The organism is Streptomyces sp. DT190 (assembly GCF_049846985.1).
GTDB lineage: Bacteria > Actinomycetota > Actinomycetes > Streptomycetales > Streptomycetaceae > Streptomyces.
In genome coordinates this window covers 84,274-99,474 of sequence record NZ_JBNCNM010000010.1, presented here as the reverse complement: position 1 = coordinate 99,474, position 15,201 = coordinate 84,274, and the positions used below count along the sequence as shown (strand labels likewise).

Genomic DNA, 15,201 nt, shown 5'->3' with positions numbered 1-15,201 from the left:
TCACGCATGTCCGCACACGACGTGTGCGCGTCCCCCACGGAGAACATCACCATGAGCAAGCGGAACAGCCAGGTGGCGAAGACGGCGGCCCGCGAGCGGCTGCGCATCGAGCGCGAGCGCGAGGCGAAGCGGGCGAAGGCCAAGCGGCAGATCGTCGTGGCCTGCTCCATCGTCGGCGTCCTGGCGATAGCCGGCGGCATCGGCTATGCGGTCGTGCAGGGCAACAAGCCCACCTACTGGGAAGCCCAGAAGGACGCCAAGGTCGTCGCCCCCGCCAACACCACGGGCACCGACGGCACCACGGTCGTCATCGGCAAGGACTCGGCGAAGAAGACCCTCAAGATCTACGAGGACCCGCGCTGCCCGGTGTGCGCCCAGTTCGAGCAGACCGTCGGTCCGACCGTGAAGAAGGACATCGACGACGGCAAGTACAAGATGCAGTTCATCGGCGCCACCTTCATCGACGACAAGGACAACGGCGAGGGCTCCAAGAACGCGCTCAGCGCCCTGGGCGCCGCGCTCGACGTCAGCGACCAGGCCTTCCTCGACTACAAGGCCGCGCTGTACTCCGCGAAGTACCACCCGGAGGAGACGACCGACGAGTTCAAGAAGGACAGCTACCTGATCAAGGTCGCGAACAGCGTCCCGGAGCTGAAGGACAACAAGAAGTTCCAGGACGCGGTCGAGAAGGGCACCTACGACGCCTGGGCGATGGCCATGTCGAAGACCTTCGACGACAACAAGGACGGCGTCACGGGCACGCCGGGCTTCGTCATGGACGGCAAGCAGCTCACCGCCGACGGCCAGGGCACGCCGCTGATGACGGTGGCCGACTTCAACCGGGTCGTGGGCGAGGCCCTGAAGAAGTGACGGCGGGCCGGGGACCGGCCGGCATGTGAAGAGCGGGCGAACTTCCGGAGTTCGCCCGCTCCCTCGCATACCGACCAGTAACCTGATCGCTCGTGACCAGTCGATACAGATCATCGAACACGTCCGAGGGCCTCAACTCCCTCACCCCGCGCCGCCGTACGGTCGTCAAGGCCGCGGCGGCGACTGCTGTCCTGGCCGGGCCGCTGGCGGCAACCCTGCCCGCGCGCGCCGTCGACCAGGCCCCCGCCTTCCTGCACGGCGTGGCCTCCGGTGACCCGCTCCCGGACGGCGTCCTGCTGTGGACCCGTGTCACGCCCGTGCCGGAGGCGATACCCGGCTCCGGGACCGGCCCGGACACCGAGGTGAGCTGGACGGTCGCCCTGGACAGGGCGTTCACCGACGTCGTCGCCAAGGGCTCCACCCTGGCCACCGCCGCCTCCGACCACACCGTGAAGGCCGACATCCGCGGCCTGCGGCCGGGCACGGACTACTGGTTCCGCTTCTCCGCCGGCGGCACCGACTCCCCCGCCGGCCGCACCCGCACCGCCCCCGCGCCCGACGCGGCCGTCACGGGCCTGCGCTTCGGCGTGGTCTCCTGCGCCAACTGGGAGGCCGGCTACTTCTCCCCGTACCGCCATCTCGCCTCCCGCGGCGACCTGGACGCCTGGCTGCACCTCGGCGACTACATCTACGAGTACGGCACCGGCGAGTACGGCACCCGCGGCACGGTCGTCCGCCCGCACACCCCCGCCCACGAGATCGTCACGCTCGCCGACTACCGCGCCCGGCACGCCCGTTACAAGACGGACCCGGACCTCCAGGCGCTGCACGCGGCGGCCCCGGTCGTGGCGATCTGGGACGACCACGAGTTCGCCAACGACACCTGGTCGGGCGGCGCCGAGAACCACACGGAGGGCGCCGAGGGCACCTGGTCAGCCCGTCAGGCCGCGGCCAGGCAGGCCTACTTCGAGTGGATGCCGGTACGGCCCGCGATCGCCGGCACCACCTACCGCCGGCTGCGCTTCGGCAAGCTGGCCGACCTCTCGCTGCTGGACCTGCGCTCCTTCCGCTCGCAGCAGGTCAAGGTCGGCGACGGCGAGGTCGACGACCCGGAGCGCACCCTCACCGGCCGCGCCCAGCTCGACTGGCTCAAGGCGGGCCTGAAGGCGTCCGACACCACGTGGCGGCTGGTCGGCAACTCCGTGATGATCTCGCCGTTCGCCATCGGCTCGCTCTCCGCCGACCTGCTCAAGCCGCTGGCCAAGCTGCTGGGCCTGCCGCAGGAGGGCCTTGCGCTCAACACCGACCAGTGGGACGGCTACACCGACGATCGCCGCGAGATCCTGGCGCACCTGCGCGCCCACGCGATCCGCAACACGGTCTTCCTCACCGGCGACATCCACATGGCGTGGGCCAACGACGTGCCGGTCGACGCCGGCACGTATCCGCTCTCCCCGTCGGCCGCCACGGAGTTCGTCGTCACCTCGGTCACCTCCGACAACCTCGACGACATCGTCAAGGTCCCGGAGGGCACCGTCTCCGCGGTCGCCGCGCCGGTCATCCGCGCGGCCAACCGCCATGTCCACTGGGTCGACACCGACCGCCACGGCTTCGGCGTCCTGGACCTCACGGCCGAGCGCGCGCAGATGGACTACTACGTCGTCTCCGACCGCGCCCGGCGCGACGCGACGGCCACGTGGTCCCGCTCCTACCGCACGCGCAGCGGCACGCAGAAGATGGAGCGCGTGTACAAGCCGGTCTGAGCCGCCTCTCAGAGACTGTCGAGGAAGCCGAGGGCCACCCGCCAGGTGGCCTCGGCCGCCTCGGCGTCGAAGTCCGGCAGGTCGGGGTCGGTGTAGAGGTGGCCCGCCCCGGCGTACCGGTACACCTCGACGTCGGCGCCCGTGCGGCCCATCTGGAGGTACCAGGCGCTCAGCCAGTCGTCCGTCTCGAACGGGTCCGGCTCGGCCACGTGCAGCTGGACCGGCAGCCCGTCCGCCGTGGCGCCCGGCGCGATGTCCGACGTGCCGTGCAGGAGCAGCAGGCCGCGGGCCTTGTCGTCGCCGAGGGCGAGGGTCTGGGCGACGGAGGCGCCGAGCGAGAACCCGGCGTACACCAGCCCGCGCTCGGAGTAGGGCGCGGCGGCCAGCACGGCCCGCTTCAGCAGCTCCTCCTTGCCGACGTTCTCCTTGTGCTCCATGCCCTCCTCGACCGTCTCGAACGTACGGCCCTCGAAGAGGTCGGGCGTCCACACTTCGTGACCGGCCGAGCGCAGCCGGTCAGCGGCCTGGTGCACGGCGGGACGCAGGCCGAAGGTCGAGTGAAAGAGCATGATGTTCATGAGGCCATGGTGCCAGCCGGGTGTGACGGGCCGGGATCGCGGCAGTACCCAGGACGCCGCGGAAGTCACATGTTCATGCACCCGGCGAGCCGGTTAGGTTCGGGGGCATGGAGAACCTGCTACGACCGCTGATCGTGGTCGGTGGCTCGGTCGTGCTCACGCTGGTGATCGGCTGGGCCACCGACTTCCTGCTGCGCAAGGCCGACCAACGGCATCACGAGACCCCGCTGTGGGGTCTGCTCCGCCGTGCCCGCATCCCGTACCAGCTCGTGCTGTGCGCCGCCCTGCTGAGAGGGTCCTACCACGAGGCGGACCTGCTGCGAAGCAACGAGGAGGCCGTCGGCCGGGTGCTGACCCTGGTGCTGATCGGGTCGACCGCGTGGCTGATCATCCGGATCGCGGCGGCGATCGTCGAGACGTCCTACAGCCGCTACGCCCACGCCCGGGCCCACCGGGACCCGGCCCGGGTCCGCCGGGTGCGCACCCAGGTGACGCTCATCATGCGGGTGGTGTCCGCGATCGTCGGCGTGGTGGCGGCGGCGAGCATGCTGCTGACCTTCCCGGCGTTCAAGGCGGCCGGCGCCTCGCTGCTGGCCTCGGCCGGCATCCTCGGCATCGTCGCCGGTGTCGCCGCGCAGTCCACGCTGAGCAACATGTTCGCGGGCTTCCAGATCGCCTTCGGCGACATGGTGCGCATCGGGGACACCGTGGTCGTGGACGGCGAGTGGGGCACGGTCGAGGAGATCACGCTGACGTTCCTGACCGTGCGCACCTGGGACGAGCGCCGGATCACCATGCCGGTGTCGTACTTCACGTCCAAGCCGTTCGAGAACTGGTCGCGTGGGACGCCGCAGATGACCGGCATCGTCTTCTGGCACGTCGACCACTCGGCGCCCGTGGACGGCATGCGCGAGAAGCTCCGCGACATCCTGCGCGAGTGCCCGGCCTGGGACGGCCGCGCCTACGACCTGTCGGTCACGGACACCACCCCGAGCACGATGCAGGTGCGCGCCCTGGTGACGGCCAAGGACGCCGACGACATCTGGACGGTGCGGGTCGCCGTCCGCGAGCAGATGATCCGCTGGCTGGCCGACGAGCACCCGTACGCCCTGCCCAGGGTCAACACGGCGGACGCGGCCCTGCCGCCGTCCCGGAACGGCCACCAGCCCTCCCGCAACGGCGACCGCGCGTCCTCGGACGGCGTCCCGGTCCAGCGCCGCTACCACGGCTCACCCCGATCTGACCGCTGATCGGACCGCTGAAGACACCCGGACGGCTGCCCGCGACGGCGGGCAGCCGTCCCTCGTCATCACGCCACCCGGCCGCCGACGGGGCGACCGGGAGCCCGGCCCCGCCGCACGGACGGGGGGAGTCTCACCGCAGACTCCGCACGTCGAGGTGGCGCAGCACCCGGTCCACCACCTCCGGATCCGCCCCCGGCTCGCTCCGCGCCGCCAGCACCTCGTGCCGCGCCGCGCTCAGCATCTCCTGCTGGATCCGCCGCATCCGCTTCAGCTGCCGGGCCCGTTCCCGATGCGCCTCACGCCGTTCGTCCTCCGCCACGTCCGGGCTGATCCGCACCCCGATGTCGAAGGCGCGCCGCAGCATCTGCTCGGACAGCTCCTCCGGCAGTTCCTCGGTCTCCTCGATCTCCCGCAGGCGCCGCTTGGCCGCCTGCGCCGCCCGGATCGCCAGGGCCTTGGCGAACTCCTTCTCCGCGTCCGTGTCGGCCTTCACCCCGAGCCGCCGCACCAGCCACGGCAACGTCAGCCCCTGCACCACCAGCGTGACCATGATCACCCCGAAGGCGATGAAGATGATCTCGTCGCGGTTGGGGAACGGCGCCCCGGAGTCCGTCTCCAGCGGGATCGCCAGCACCAGCGCGACCGAGGCCACACCCCGCATCCCGGACCACCACATCACCACGGTCTCGCGCCAGCTGACGGGGATGTCCTCGTCGTAGTCCCGCCGCGCGTGCAGCCGTTTGGTCAGCCAGGTCGCCGGCAGCAGCCACAGCAGCCGTACGAACACGACCACGCACACCACCAGCGCCGCCCACCCGAGCAACTGGCCCCACCGCCCGGCCGCGGTGCGGAGGGCGTTGTGCAGCTCCAGCCCGACCAGCCCGAAGGCGACCCCGGTGACGAGCGTGTCGACGATGTTCCAGAACGTGTGCCCGGCCAGCCGCGTCATGACGTCGTCGGCGTCGGAGCCGTACTCCGCCAGGAACAGCGCGGTGGTGAGCACGGCGAGCACCCCCGAGCCGTGCAGCTCCTCGGCCATCACGTAGGAGGCGTACGGCACCAGCAGGGTCAGCCCGATCTGCAGGGTCGCGTCGTCCAGCCGCTCCATGAGCTTGTTCGCGCCCCAGCCCAGCGCGAGCCCCACCGCGATCGCCACGACGGCCGACAGCACCAGGTCGAGCCCGGCCTGCCAGGGCGAGAACGTCCCGCTCACGGCGGCGGCGATCGCCACGTGGTACAGGACGATGGCCGTCACGTCGTTGAAGAGCCCCTCGCCCTCCAGGATCGACACCAGCCGGCGCGGCAGCCCCAGCTGCCCGGCGACGGCGGTCGCGGCGACCGGGTCCGGCGGGGCCACCAGCGCACCGAGCGCGAACGCCGCCGCGAGCGGCAGCCCCGGCACGATCGCGTCGGCCGCGGCGGCCACACAGGCCATGGTGACGAAGACCAGCGCCACGGCCAGCAGGAAGATGGGTCTCTTGTTCGCCGCGAACTGCCGCCAGGAGGTGCGCCGCACGGCGGCGTACAGCAGGGGCGGCAGCAGCAGCGGCAGGATCAGGTCCGGCGGGATGTCGACGTTCGGGACGAAGTCGAGCAGCGCGAGGACCACGCCCAGCAGCGTCATCAGCACCGGCGCGGGCACCTGCAGCCGGTCCCCGAGCGGGACGCTGATCACGGCCCCGAGCAGCAGCACGAACAACAGGGCCAACTGATCCAAGGTCAGCGCTCCGGGAGGTCAGACGGTCACACGGCTGATCTCAAGCCTGCCACGCCACTGCCGCCACAAACCGTTAGGCGCTCGCCGCGGCGGGCCGGAGCGCACGCCGCATCCCCTGGTGCGGAATCCCGGCCTCCAGGTATTCCGGCCCGTAGGCCGCGTAGCCGAGCCGCTCGTAGAAACCGAGCGCGTGCGTCTGGGCGTGCAGGTCCACGGCCGCGAGCCCGCGCGCGCGTGCCGCGTCCTCGATGGCCCGCACCAGCGCGGCCCCGACCCCCAGCCCGCGCGCGTGGGCGGCCACGGCGAGCCGGCCGAGGGAGCCCACGGACGCGTCGGCCCCCGTCTGCGCCACGGCCGCCTCCCCGACCAGCAGCCGCCCGGTCCCGAGCGGCACACCGTCCTCCCGGACCGCCAGCACGTGGACGGCCCCGGCGTCGTACACGTCGTACTCCAGGTCCTCCGGCACGCCCTGCTCGCCGACGAAGACCTCCTTGCGCACCGCGAAGCACGCCTCGCGGTCGGCCGGGTCCTCGGCGACCCGCACCGCGTATCCGGGCCCGCTCACGCGTACGTCTCCTCCCGCACCTGGTCCAGGGCCTGCTGCAGGTCCTCCGGGTAGTCGCAGGAGAACTCCACCCACTGCCCGTCCCCGGGGTGCTCGAAGCCGAGCCGCACCGCGTGCAGCCACTGGCGGGTCAGGCGCAGCCGCTTGGCGAGCGTCGGGTCGGCGCCGTACGTCAGGTCGCCGACGCAGGGGTGCCGGTGGGCGGCCATGTGGACGCGGATCTGGTGGGTGCGGCCGGTCTCCAGCTTCACGTCCAGCAGGGACGCGGCGCGGAACGCCTCGATGAGGTCGTAGTGCGTGACCGACGGCTTGCCCTCGGCGGTGACGGCCCACTTGTAGTCGTGCTGCGGGTGCCGTCCGATGGGCGCGTCGATGGTGCCGCTGGTCGGGTCCGGGTGGCCCTGGACGAGCGTGTGGTAACGCTTGTCGACCGTGCGCTCCTTGAACTGGCGCTTGAGCGAGGTGTACGCGTACTCCGACTTGGCCACGACCATCAGCCCCGAGGTGCCCACGTCGAGCCGGTGCACGATGCCCTGGCGCTCCGCGGCCCCGGACGTCGAGATCCGGTACCCGGCGGCGGCCAGGCCGCCGATCACGGTCGGCCCGGTCCAGCCCGGCGACGGGTGCGCGGCCACGCCGACCGGCTTGACGATGACGACCACGTCATCGTCGTCGTGCACGATCTCCATGCCCTCGACCGGCTCGGCCACCACCTGCACCGGCGCGGGCGCCTGCGGCATCTCGACCTCCAGCCAGGCCCCGCCGTGCACCCGCTCCGACTTGCCGACCACCGACCCGTCGACCGTGACCTTCCCCGCGGCGGCGAGCTCGGCCGCCTTGGTACGGGAGAAGCCGAACATGCGGGAGATGGCGGCGTCGACGCGCTCGCCCTCCAGGCCGTCGGGCACGGGCAGGGTACGGATCTCGGGAAGCGTGCTCACCCGTCGAGTATGCCGGACGGGCCCGGCACCCCCGTACGGCGCCTGTGGACAACCGCCCGCGCGCTCAGTCCTTGTGGACGGTGCCGTCCGGGTCGAGCCCCTTGAAGGACAGCAGCACGATCAGGATGCCGCCGCACACGATCGCCGAGTCGGCCAGGTTGAACACCGCGAAGTGCTTGGGCGCGATGAAGTCCACGACCGCGCCCTCGAAGACGCCCGGCGCCCGGAAGATCCGGTCGGTGAGGTTGCCCAGCGCACCGCCGAGCAGCAGGCCGAGCGCGATCGCCCAGGGCAGGCTGTAGAGCTTGCGGGCGAGACGGGCGATCACCACGATCACCGCCGCCGCGATCACGGTGAAGATCACCGTGAAGGCCTCGCCGAAGCCGAAGGCCGCGCCCGCGTTGCGGATCGCCTCGAACCTCAGCCAGTCCCCGATGATCTCGACCGGCGGGTGGTGCTCCAGCTTGGCCACCACGATCAGCTTGCTGATCAGGTCCAGGGCGTAGGCGAACAGGGCCACCGCGAACAGCACCGCGATCCGGCGCCTGCCCCGGGCCGGCCCGGCCGCGGTCTCCGGCTCGCCGGTGCCGGACGCCCCGGCGGCCGCCGCGCCCGTCGGATCGGTACCGGACTCGCCGGCCCGCGCGCCGGTGCCCTCGGCACCGGGCCGCTCCCGTCCGTCCCCGGCCGCGTCCGGTGTGTCCGGCGTACCGATGATGCGCTCCGCCTCTGCCACGTGAGTCCCTCAACCTAGGTGCCTGACTGAGCACGAGGGTACGTCACGCCCTCCACGGCGCACGTGCTCAGGAGGCATTCGGCGCGGGTCAGTACCGGCGTTCCTGCTTCTGCTTGCACTCCACGCACAGCGTGGCCCGCGGGAAGGCCTGCATCCGCGCCTTGCCGATGGGGTTGCCGCAGTTCTCGCACAGGCCGTAGGTGCCGGAGTCGAGGCGGTCCAGGGCGCGCTCGGTCTGGTCGAGCATCTCGCGCGCGTTGGCGGCCAGGGCCAGCTCGTGCTCGCGCGTGATGTTCTTGCTGCCGGTGTCCGCCTCGTCGTGGCCCGCGCCGTCCCCGGAGTCCCGCATCAGGCCGGCGAGCGACCGCTCCGAGGAGCTGATCTCCTCCCGCAGCCGCGCCTCCTCGGACATCAGCTCCGACCTGGCCTCCTCGACCTCCTCGACCGTCCAGGGGTCCTCGCCGGGGCGTACCGCGAGCTCACCGGGGTCCGCCACGCCCGCCCGTGCCTTTGGAACGGCGGTTTTCGCCGCCGTGGCCGCGCCAGGGGTCTTCTTCGCACCCACCGTCGTCGCTCCCGTCTGCGGTGCGGCCTCGGCCGCACCCGCCTTCTTGGCCGTGCTGCTCCCGGCCGTGTCCTGTGTGACCGCGCCGGTCCGGGCGGTGCCCGCCCCGGCCGCGCTCCTCGTGGTGGTGCTCCCGCCTCCGGCGCCCTGCCCGGCGACGCCTTCGACGCCCTTCCTCACGGCCGCGCCCCCACCGGCCCTCCCCGTGCCGCCCGCGGCCTTCCCGCCTTCCGCCTCCTCGGCCGGAGCCTTCCCCGCCACGGCCTTCTTCGCGCCTGCTTTCCCACCGGGCACCTTCTCGGCCGCCGCTTTCCTGGAGCCGGCCTTCTTGGAGGCAGCCTTCTTAGCGGGCGCCTTCCCGGCCGCCGCTCTCTCCGCGGCCACCTTCCCGGCCGTCGCCTTCTTCGCGGCCGCCTTCCCGGCAGCCGCCTCCTTGGCAGGGGCTTTCCCGGCGGCAGCCTTCTTGGCGGAGGTCTTCGCGGCCGACGCCCGACCGGCCGGAGCCTTCCCGGCCGGAGGTGCCGCCGCCGGAGGCGTGGCCGCCGGGGCCTTCTTCGCCGGTGCCTTCCTGACGTTCCCGACGGCCGCCTTGGTCTTCTCGACCGCGGCCTTCGTCCCCCCGGCCGCCTTCTTCACCGCCCCCTTCACCGCCCGCCCCGCCGAGCCGGCCTGCGTGGACTTCTTCGCGCCCACGTCCTTGGCCGCACCGCCGGAGGCGTCCGTCGGCCTGCCGGACGCCGGCTGCTGTACGGCGGTCTTCTTCGCCACCATGGCCGCGGCCCCTTCACATATTGTGATCTTGCTCGCGCATCGTGCTGGGACGATAAATCGACTCGAGTCCCGCGGCAACGGGGCACACCGCCCGATTCGCCCGCCTCGCGCACGCCGCGCGGCGAACATGCATCGGTTGTGCCCCGCTCCCCGTCCGGTAATCCGCCGGGCCGGACGTCCCAGGATCCGAACACCCATACCACCCGATTGAGGTCATCAAACCCATAAGCCGCCTCACCGACCCCGCCCCCCGGCGGCCCCGAAAAGCGGTCGGCCGCTGTCCGCGCGGCGCCGTACACTGGGCGGAGCGAAAAGCGTGGATGGGGACGAGTAGCGGCGTACGCAGCCCAGAGCGACCCGGGGACGGTGGAAGCCCGGGGGCGAGCGCGACGTGAAGATCACCCCGGAGCCGCCGGAAGAACACCGCAGCCCAGGCAGCGGCCAGTAGACCCGGCATCGCGACCCCAATGAGGGGGCTCGCCGGCGCACACCCCGTGCCGGAGGGCCAAGGAGGGTGGTACCGCGGGAGCGCGCCGAAGGCGGCGCAGGCAGACGTAGCTCTCGTCCCTCCGGACGGAAGGCAGCAAGTCCGCCGGAGGAAGCCCGCTGATGACATCGCCGACGTATCGCCAGGTACCCGCCCAGGTCGACCTGCCCGCCCTCGAGCACGCCGTGCTCGACTTCTGGCGCGAGCAGAAGATCTTCGCCAAGAGCCTGGAGCAGTCCGAGGGCCGCCCGGAATGGGTGTTCTACGAGGGCCCGCCCACCGCCAACGGCATGCCGGGCGCCCACCACATCGAGGCCCGCGTCTTCAAGGACGTCTTCCCCCGCTTCCGCACCATGCGCGGCTACCACGTGGCCCGCAAGGCCGGCTGGGACTGCCACGGCCTCCCCGTGGAGCTCGCCGTCGAGAAGGAGCTCGGCTTCTCCGGCAAGCAGGACATCGAGGCGTACGGCATCGCGGAGTTCAACGCGAAGTGCCGCGAGTCGGTGACCCGGCACACGGACGCGTTCGAAGAGCTCACGACCCGCATGGGTTACTGGACCGACCTCAACGACCCGTACCGCACGATGGACCCCGAGTACATCGAGTCGGTCTGGTGGTCGCTGAAGGAGATCTTCAACAAGGGCCTGCTGGTCCAGGACCACCGCGTCGCCCCCTGGTGCCCCCGCTGCGGCACCGGCCTGTCCGACCACGAGCTGGCGCAGGGCTACGAGACGGTCGTCGACCCGTCCGTCTACGTCCGCTTCCCGCTGACCTCCGGCCCGCTCGCCGGCGAGGCCGCCCTGCTGGTGTGGACGACGACCCCGTGGACCCTGGTGTCCAACACCGCCGTCGCCGCCCACCCCGAGGTCACCTACGTCGTCGCCACCGACGGCCAGGAGAAGCTCGTCGTCGCCGAGCCGCTCGTCGCCAAGGCCCTCGGCGAGGGCTGGGAGACCACCGGCCAGAGCTTCACCGGCGCCGAGATGGAGCGCTGGACCTACCAGCGCCCCTTCGAGCTGGTGGAGTTCCCGGAGCCGGCGCACTTCGTCGTCAACGCCGAGTACGTCACCACCGAGGACGGCACGGGTCTGGTCCACCAGTCCCCCGCCTTCGGTGAGGACGACCTCAAGGTCTGCCGCTCCTACGGCCTGCCGGTGGTGAACCCGGTCCGCCCGGACGGCACGTTCGAGGAGGACGTCCCGCTCGTCGGCGGCGTCTTCTTCAAGAAGGCCGACGAGAAGCTCACCGCCGACCTCGACGGCCGCGGCCTGCTCTTCAGGCACATCCCGTACGAGCACAGCTACCCGCACTGCTGGCGCTGCCACACCGCGCTGCTCTACTACGCCCAGCCGTCCTGGTACATCCGCACCACCGCGATCAAGGACCGCCTCCTCGCGGAGAACGAGGGCACCAACTGGTTCCCGGAGACGGTCAAGAACGGCCGGTACGGCGACTGGCTGAACAACAACATCGACTGGGCGCTCTCCCGCAACCGCTACTGGGGCACGCCGCTGCCGATCTGGCGCTGCGAGGACGACCACCTCACCTGCGCCGGCTCCCTCGCGGAGCTCACCGAGCTGACCGGCACCGACCAGTCGGGCCTGGACCCGCACCGCCCGTTCATCGACGAGGTCACCTTCGCCTGCCCGCAGGACGGCTGCGGCAAGACCGCCACGCGCGTGCCCGAGGTGATCGACGCCTGGTACGACTCGGGCTCGATGCCGTTCGCGCAGTGGGGCTACCCGTACAAGAACAAGGAACTGTTCGAGTCCCGCTACCCGGCGCAGTTCATCTGCGAGGCCATCGACCAGACCCGCGGCTGGTTCTACACGCTGATGGCGGTCGGCACGCTCGTCTTCGACAAGTCGTCGTACGAGAACGTGGTCTGCCTCGGTCACATCCTCGCCGAGGACGGCCGCAAGATGTCCAAGCACCTGGGCAACACCCTGGAGCCGATCCCGCTCATGGACCGGCACGGCGCCGACGCGGTCCGCTGGTTCATGGCGGCCGGCGGCTCCCCGTGGGCGGCCCGCCGCGTGGGCCACGGCACCATCCAGGAGGTCGTCCGCAAGACCCTCCTGACGTACTGGAACACGGTCGCCTTCCAGGCCCTGTACGCCCGTACGACGGGCTGGGCCCCGTCCGAGGCCGACCCGGCCCCGGCCGACCGCCCGGTCCTGGACCGCTGGCTGCTGTCCGAACTGCACGCGCTCACCGACCAGGTCACCCAGGCCCTGGACGCCTACGACACCCAGCGCGCCGGCAAGCTGCTGTCCGCCTTCGTCGACGACCTGTCGAACTGGTACGTGCGCCGCTCCCGCCGCCGCTTCTGGCAGGGCGACAAGGCGGCGCTGCGCACACTGCACGAGGTCGTCGGGACGGTCACGCAGCTGATGGCCCCGCTGACCCCGTTCATCACCGAGCGGGTCTGGCAGGACCTGATCGTCCCGGTCACCCCGGGCGCTCCGGAGTCGGTCCACCTCTCCTCCTGGCCGGAGGCGGACCTCACCGCCATCGACCCGGAGCTGTCGAAGCAGATGGTGCTGGTGCGCCGGCTGGTGGAGCTCGGCCGGGCCACGCGCGCGGAGTCGGGCGTCAAGACCCGCCAGCCGCTGTCCCGCGCCCTGATCGCGGCCACCGGCTTCGAGACGCTGGACTCCGAACTGCGCGCGCAGATCACGGAGGAGCTGAACGTCGAGTCCCTGGCGACGCTCAGCGAGGTCGGCGGCTCCCTGGTCGACACCACCGCGAAGGCCAACTTCCGCGCCCTGGGCAAGCGGTTCGGCAAGCGCGTCCAGGACGTGGCGAAGGCCGTCGCGCACGCGGACGCGGCCGCGCTGTCCCTGGCCCTGCGCGAGGGTACGGCGTCGGTGGAGGTCGACGGCGAGACCATCACGCTCGCTCCCGACGAGGTCATCATCACGGAGACCCCGCGTGAGGGCTGGTCGGTGGCGTCCGACGCGGGCGCGACGGTCGCCCTGGACCTGGAGATCACGGAGGAGCTGCGCCGTGCGGGCCTCGCCCGTGACGCGATCCGCCTGATCCAGGAGGCCCGCAAGAACAGCGGCCTCGACGTGGCCGACCGCATCGCACTGCGCTGGACGGCGACGGACGCGGCGACGGTCGCGGCCCTCACCGACCACGCCGGCCTGATCGCCGACGAGGTCCTCGCCACGGACTTCGCCCAGGGCGAGGCCGGCGACGGCTACGGCGAACCGTTCACCGACGAGGGCCTGACCCTGACGTTCCGCCTCCGCAAGGCGTAACCACCCAGGCCGGCCACCCCGAAGGCCCGGACCCGCCAAAGATCTTGGTGGTTCCGGGCCTTCGGCGTTGCGTACGCACGACCGCGGTTGCGTTCGCACGAACACCGTTGCGCCGCTGCGAACGCGCATGGCAAAGGGCGAGGCCCCGGGGGTGAACCCGGGGCCTCGCCCTGAACGCTGCCGACGTCTATGCCGTACTCCTGGCCATCAGGCCGTCAGTTGTCGTCCTCGTCGATCAGGAAGCCCCGCATGGGCGAGGGAGCCTGACCCATCGGCGACGGACCCTGCGGACGCACCGGCGCCATCGGCTGGGTCATCGCCGGGGACATCTGCTGCTGGCCACCGTAGGACGGAGCGGACGGCGAGGGGGGGCCGCCCATCGTCTGGTTGCCACCGTAGGACGGGGCGCTCGCGCCGGCCGGTGCCATGGAAGGCGCCGGGGACGGCGGGAGGGACGCGGTCGCGGGAGTACGCGGCGGAGCCAGCGAGTCGTCGGCCTGGGTCTCCAGCTGGCGCAGCTGCGACTCCAGGTACGACTTCAGGCGCGTGCGGTACTCGCGCTCGAAGCCGCGCAGGTCCTCGACCTTGCGCTCCAGCGTGGCGCGGGCGGACTCCAGGGAGCCCATCGCGACGCGGTGCTTCTCCTGCGCGTCCCGCTCCAGGGCGTCGGCCTTGGCACGGGCGTCACGCTCCAGACCCTCGGCACGCGAACGCGCCTCGCCGACGATCTTGTTGGCTTCGGAACGGGCCTCGGCGATCGCCTGGTCGGCGGTCTGCTGGGCCAGCGAGAGGACACGCGCGGCGCTGTCGCCGCCGGGGCCTCCCTGACCGGGGCCGCCCATCGGACCGCCCATGGGGCCGCCCATCGGACCACCCATCTGCTGCTGCATCGGGGGCTGACCCATCGGACCCGGACCCTGGCCCATCGGACCGGGACCACCAGGACCCTGGGGACCACCCTGACCGCCGGGACCGGCGGGCAGCTGCGGGGCACCGCTCGGCAGCTGGGGCGGACCACCCATGGGGCCACCCATCTGCTGCTGCGGCGGGCCCGATATGCCGGCGGGTACGGGACCACCCGGACCTCGCATGCCCTGCTGCTGCTGTTGCTGCTGCTGGTCCTGCTCCGGCGGCTTGCGCATGTTCTGCTGGTTCTGCGCAGCAGCGCGCGTGGCCGCGGCCAGTTTGGCGCGCAGGTCCTCGTTCTCGCGGAGCAGGCGGGTCAGTTCGGCTTCGACCTCATCGAGGAAGGCATCGACCTCGTCCTCGTCATAGCCTTCTCGGAGGCGGACGGTCGTGAACTGCTTGTTCCGCACGTCCTCGGGGGTCAACGGCATCTCTTCACCTCAACGTAGTCGTCGGCATTCGGCAAGACCGTAGTTCACATCGCTCACAGCCGGCTCACGATCGAGATCAGGATGTAGACGATGATCATCAGTACGAAGAAGGACAGGTCGAGCGCCACGCCCCCGAGACGCAGCGGCGGAATGAACCGCCGCAGAAGCTTGAGCGGTGGATCAGTGACAGTGTAGGTGGCCTCCAGAACGACCACCATCGCCTTGCCGGGTTGCCATGAGCGGGCGAACTGGAAGACGTAGTCCATGACCAACCGGAAGATGAGCACGATGAGGAAGCACATCAGCGCGATGTAGACAACGTCGAAAACCACGCTCATGACCTGTTGCTTCCCTCTCCCCT

The 15,201-nt window shown here is 71.4% G+C and carries 12 protein-coding genes; 4 read left to right on the top strand and 8 right to left on the bottom strand.

Features of this window, described 5'->3' with window-relative positions:
- The first annotated feature begins 51 nt into the window (after positions 1-51).
- On the top strand, positions 52-870 hold the full coding sequence (locus tag ACPXCS_RS19355; protein ID WP_425945763.1) for a thioredoxin domain-containing protein: 819 nt from the start codon (positions 52-54) through the stop codon (positions 868-870).
- A gap of 92 nt (positions 871-962) precedes the next feature.
- Entirely contained in the window at positions 963-2,633 is a 1,671-nt protein-coding gene (locus ACPXCS_RS19350) for an alkaline phosphatase D family protein (RefSeq protein WP_425945471.1), read from the top strand.
- An 8-nt stretch (positions 2,634-2,641) separates the two neighbouring features.
- On the opposite strand, the gene ACPXCS_RS19345 is transcribed toward ACPXCS_RS19350, so the two are convergent.
- Positions 2,642-3,211, bottom strand: a complete 570-nt coding sequence (locus ACPXCS_RS19345; protein WP_425945470.1) for a dienelactone hydrolase family protein — start codon at positions 3,209-3,211, stop codon at positions 2,642-2,644.
- A 107-nt stretch (positions 3,212-3,318) separates the two neighbouring features.
- Between ACPXCS_RS19345 and ACPXCS_RS19340 the strand changes: the two genes are divergently transcribed.
- Positions 3,319-4,461, top strand: coding sequence for a mechanosensitive ion channel family protein (locus ACPXCS_RS19340; RefSeq protein WP_425945469.1), 1,143 nt, complete (start codon positions 3,319-3,321; stop codon positions 4,459-4,461).
- Positions 4,462-4,585: 124 nt separating this feature from the next.
- On the opposite strand, the gene ACPXCS_RS19335 is transcribed toward ACPXCS_RS19340, so the two are convergent.
- From ACPXCS_RS19335 to ACPXCS_RS19315, 5 genes are all read right to left on the bottom strand, one after another.
- Positions 4,586-6,172 carry a Na+/H+ antiporter gene (locus ACPXCS_RS19335; protein WP_425945468.1) on the bottom strand — a complete coding sequence of 529 codons (1,587 nt, stop codon included), beginning with the start codon at positions 6,170-6,172 and terminating at the stop codon, positions 4,586-4,588.
- A gap of 73 nt (positions 6,173-6,245) precedes the next feature.
- Entirely contained in the window at positions 6,246-6,737 is a 492-nt protein-coding gene (locus ACPXCS_RS19330; RefSeq protein ID WP_425945467.1) for a GNAT family N-acetyltransferase, read from the bottom strand.
- Positions 6,734-7,678, bottom strand: a complete 945-nt coding sequence (locus ACPXCS_RS19325; RefSeq protein ID WP_425945466.1) for an RluA family pseudouridine synthase — start codon at positions 7,676-7,678, stop codon at positions 6,734-6,736. The genes ACPXCS_RS19330 and ACPXCS_RS19325 overlap by 4 nt, the downstream gene beginning before the upstream one ends.
- 64 nt (positions 7,679-7,742) lie before the next feature.
- Positions 7,743-8,414 (bottom strand): signal peptidase II, encoded by a 672-nt coding sequence (lspA, locus tag ACPXCS_RS19320; protein WP_425945465.1) that lies wholly within the window; start codon positions 8,412-8,414, stop codon positions 7,743-7,745.
- Between the two features lie 88 nt (positions 8,415-8,502).
- On the bottom strand, positions 8,503-9,750 hold the full coding sequence (locus ACPXCS_RS19315) for a TraR/DksA family transcriptional regulator (protein ID WP_425945464.1): 1,248 nt from the start codon (positions 9,748-9,750) through the stop codon (positions 8,503-8,505).
- Positions 9,751-10,359: 609 nt separating this feature from the next.
- Between ACPXCS_RS19315 and ileS the strand changes: the two genes are divergently transcribed.
- Positions 10,360-13,503 carry an isoleucine--tRNA ligase gene (gene ileS, locus ACPXCS_RS19310; RefSeq protein WP_425945463.1) on the top strand — a complete coding sequence of 1,048 codons (3,144 nt, stop codon included), beginning with the start codon at positions 10,360-10,362 and terminating at the stop codon, positions 13,501-13,503.
- Positions 13,504-13,718: 215 nt separating this feature from the next.
- Here the strand turns inward: ileS and ACPXCS_RS19305 are convergent, their stop codons facing one another.
- Both ACPXCS_RS19305 and ACPXCS_RS19300 read right to left on the bottom strand, forming a co-directional pair.
- Positions 13,719-14,840 carry a DivIVA domain-containing protein gene (locus ACPXCS_RS19305; protein WP_344542267.1) on the bottom strand — a complete coding sequence of 374 codons (1,122 nt, stop codon included), beginning with the start codon at positions 14,838-14,840 and terminating at the stop codon, positions 13,719-13,721.
- 53 nt (positions 14,841-14,893) lie between these two features.
- Positions 14,894-15,178 (bottom strand): YggT family protein, encoded by a 285-nt coding sequence (locus ACPXCS_RS19300; protein WP_351355446.1) that lies wholly within the window; start codon positions 15,176-15,178, stop codon positions 14,894-14,896.
- Between the last annotated feature and the right edge of the window lie 23 nt (positions 15,179-15,201).

Bases quoted from the DNA above. Each gene is read 5' to 3' on its own strand.
- ACPXCS_RS19355 (WP_425945763.1), top strand. From the start codon at position 52: ATGAGCAAGCGGAACAGCCAGGTGGCGAAGACGGCGGCCCGCGAGCGG.
- ACPXCS_RS19345 (WP_425945470.1), bottom strand. From the start codon at position 3,211: ATGAACATCATGCTCTTTCACTCGACCTTCGGCCTGCGTCCCGCCGTG.
- ACPXCS_RS19340 (WP_425945469.1), top strand. From the start codon at position 3,319: ATGGAGAACCTGCTACGACCGCTGATCGTGGTCGGTGGCTCGGTCGTG.
- ACPXCS_RS19315 (WP_425945464.1), bottom strand. From the start codon at position 9,750: ATGGTGGCGAAGAAGACCGCCGTACAGCAGCCGGCGTCCGGCAGGCCG.
- ileS (WP_425945463.1), top strand. From the start codon at position 10,360: ATGACATCGCCGACGTATCGCCAGGTACCCGCCCAGGTCGACCTGCCC.
- ACPXCS_RS19305 (WP_344542267.1), bottom strand. From the start codon at position 14,840: ATGCCGTTGACCCCCGAGGACGTGCGGAACAAGCAGTTCACGACCGTC.
- ACPXCS_RS19300 (WP_351355446.1), bottom strand. From the start codon at position 15,178: ATGAGCGTGGTTTTCGACGTTGTCTACATCGCGCTGATGTGCTTCCTC.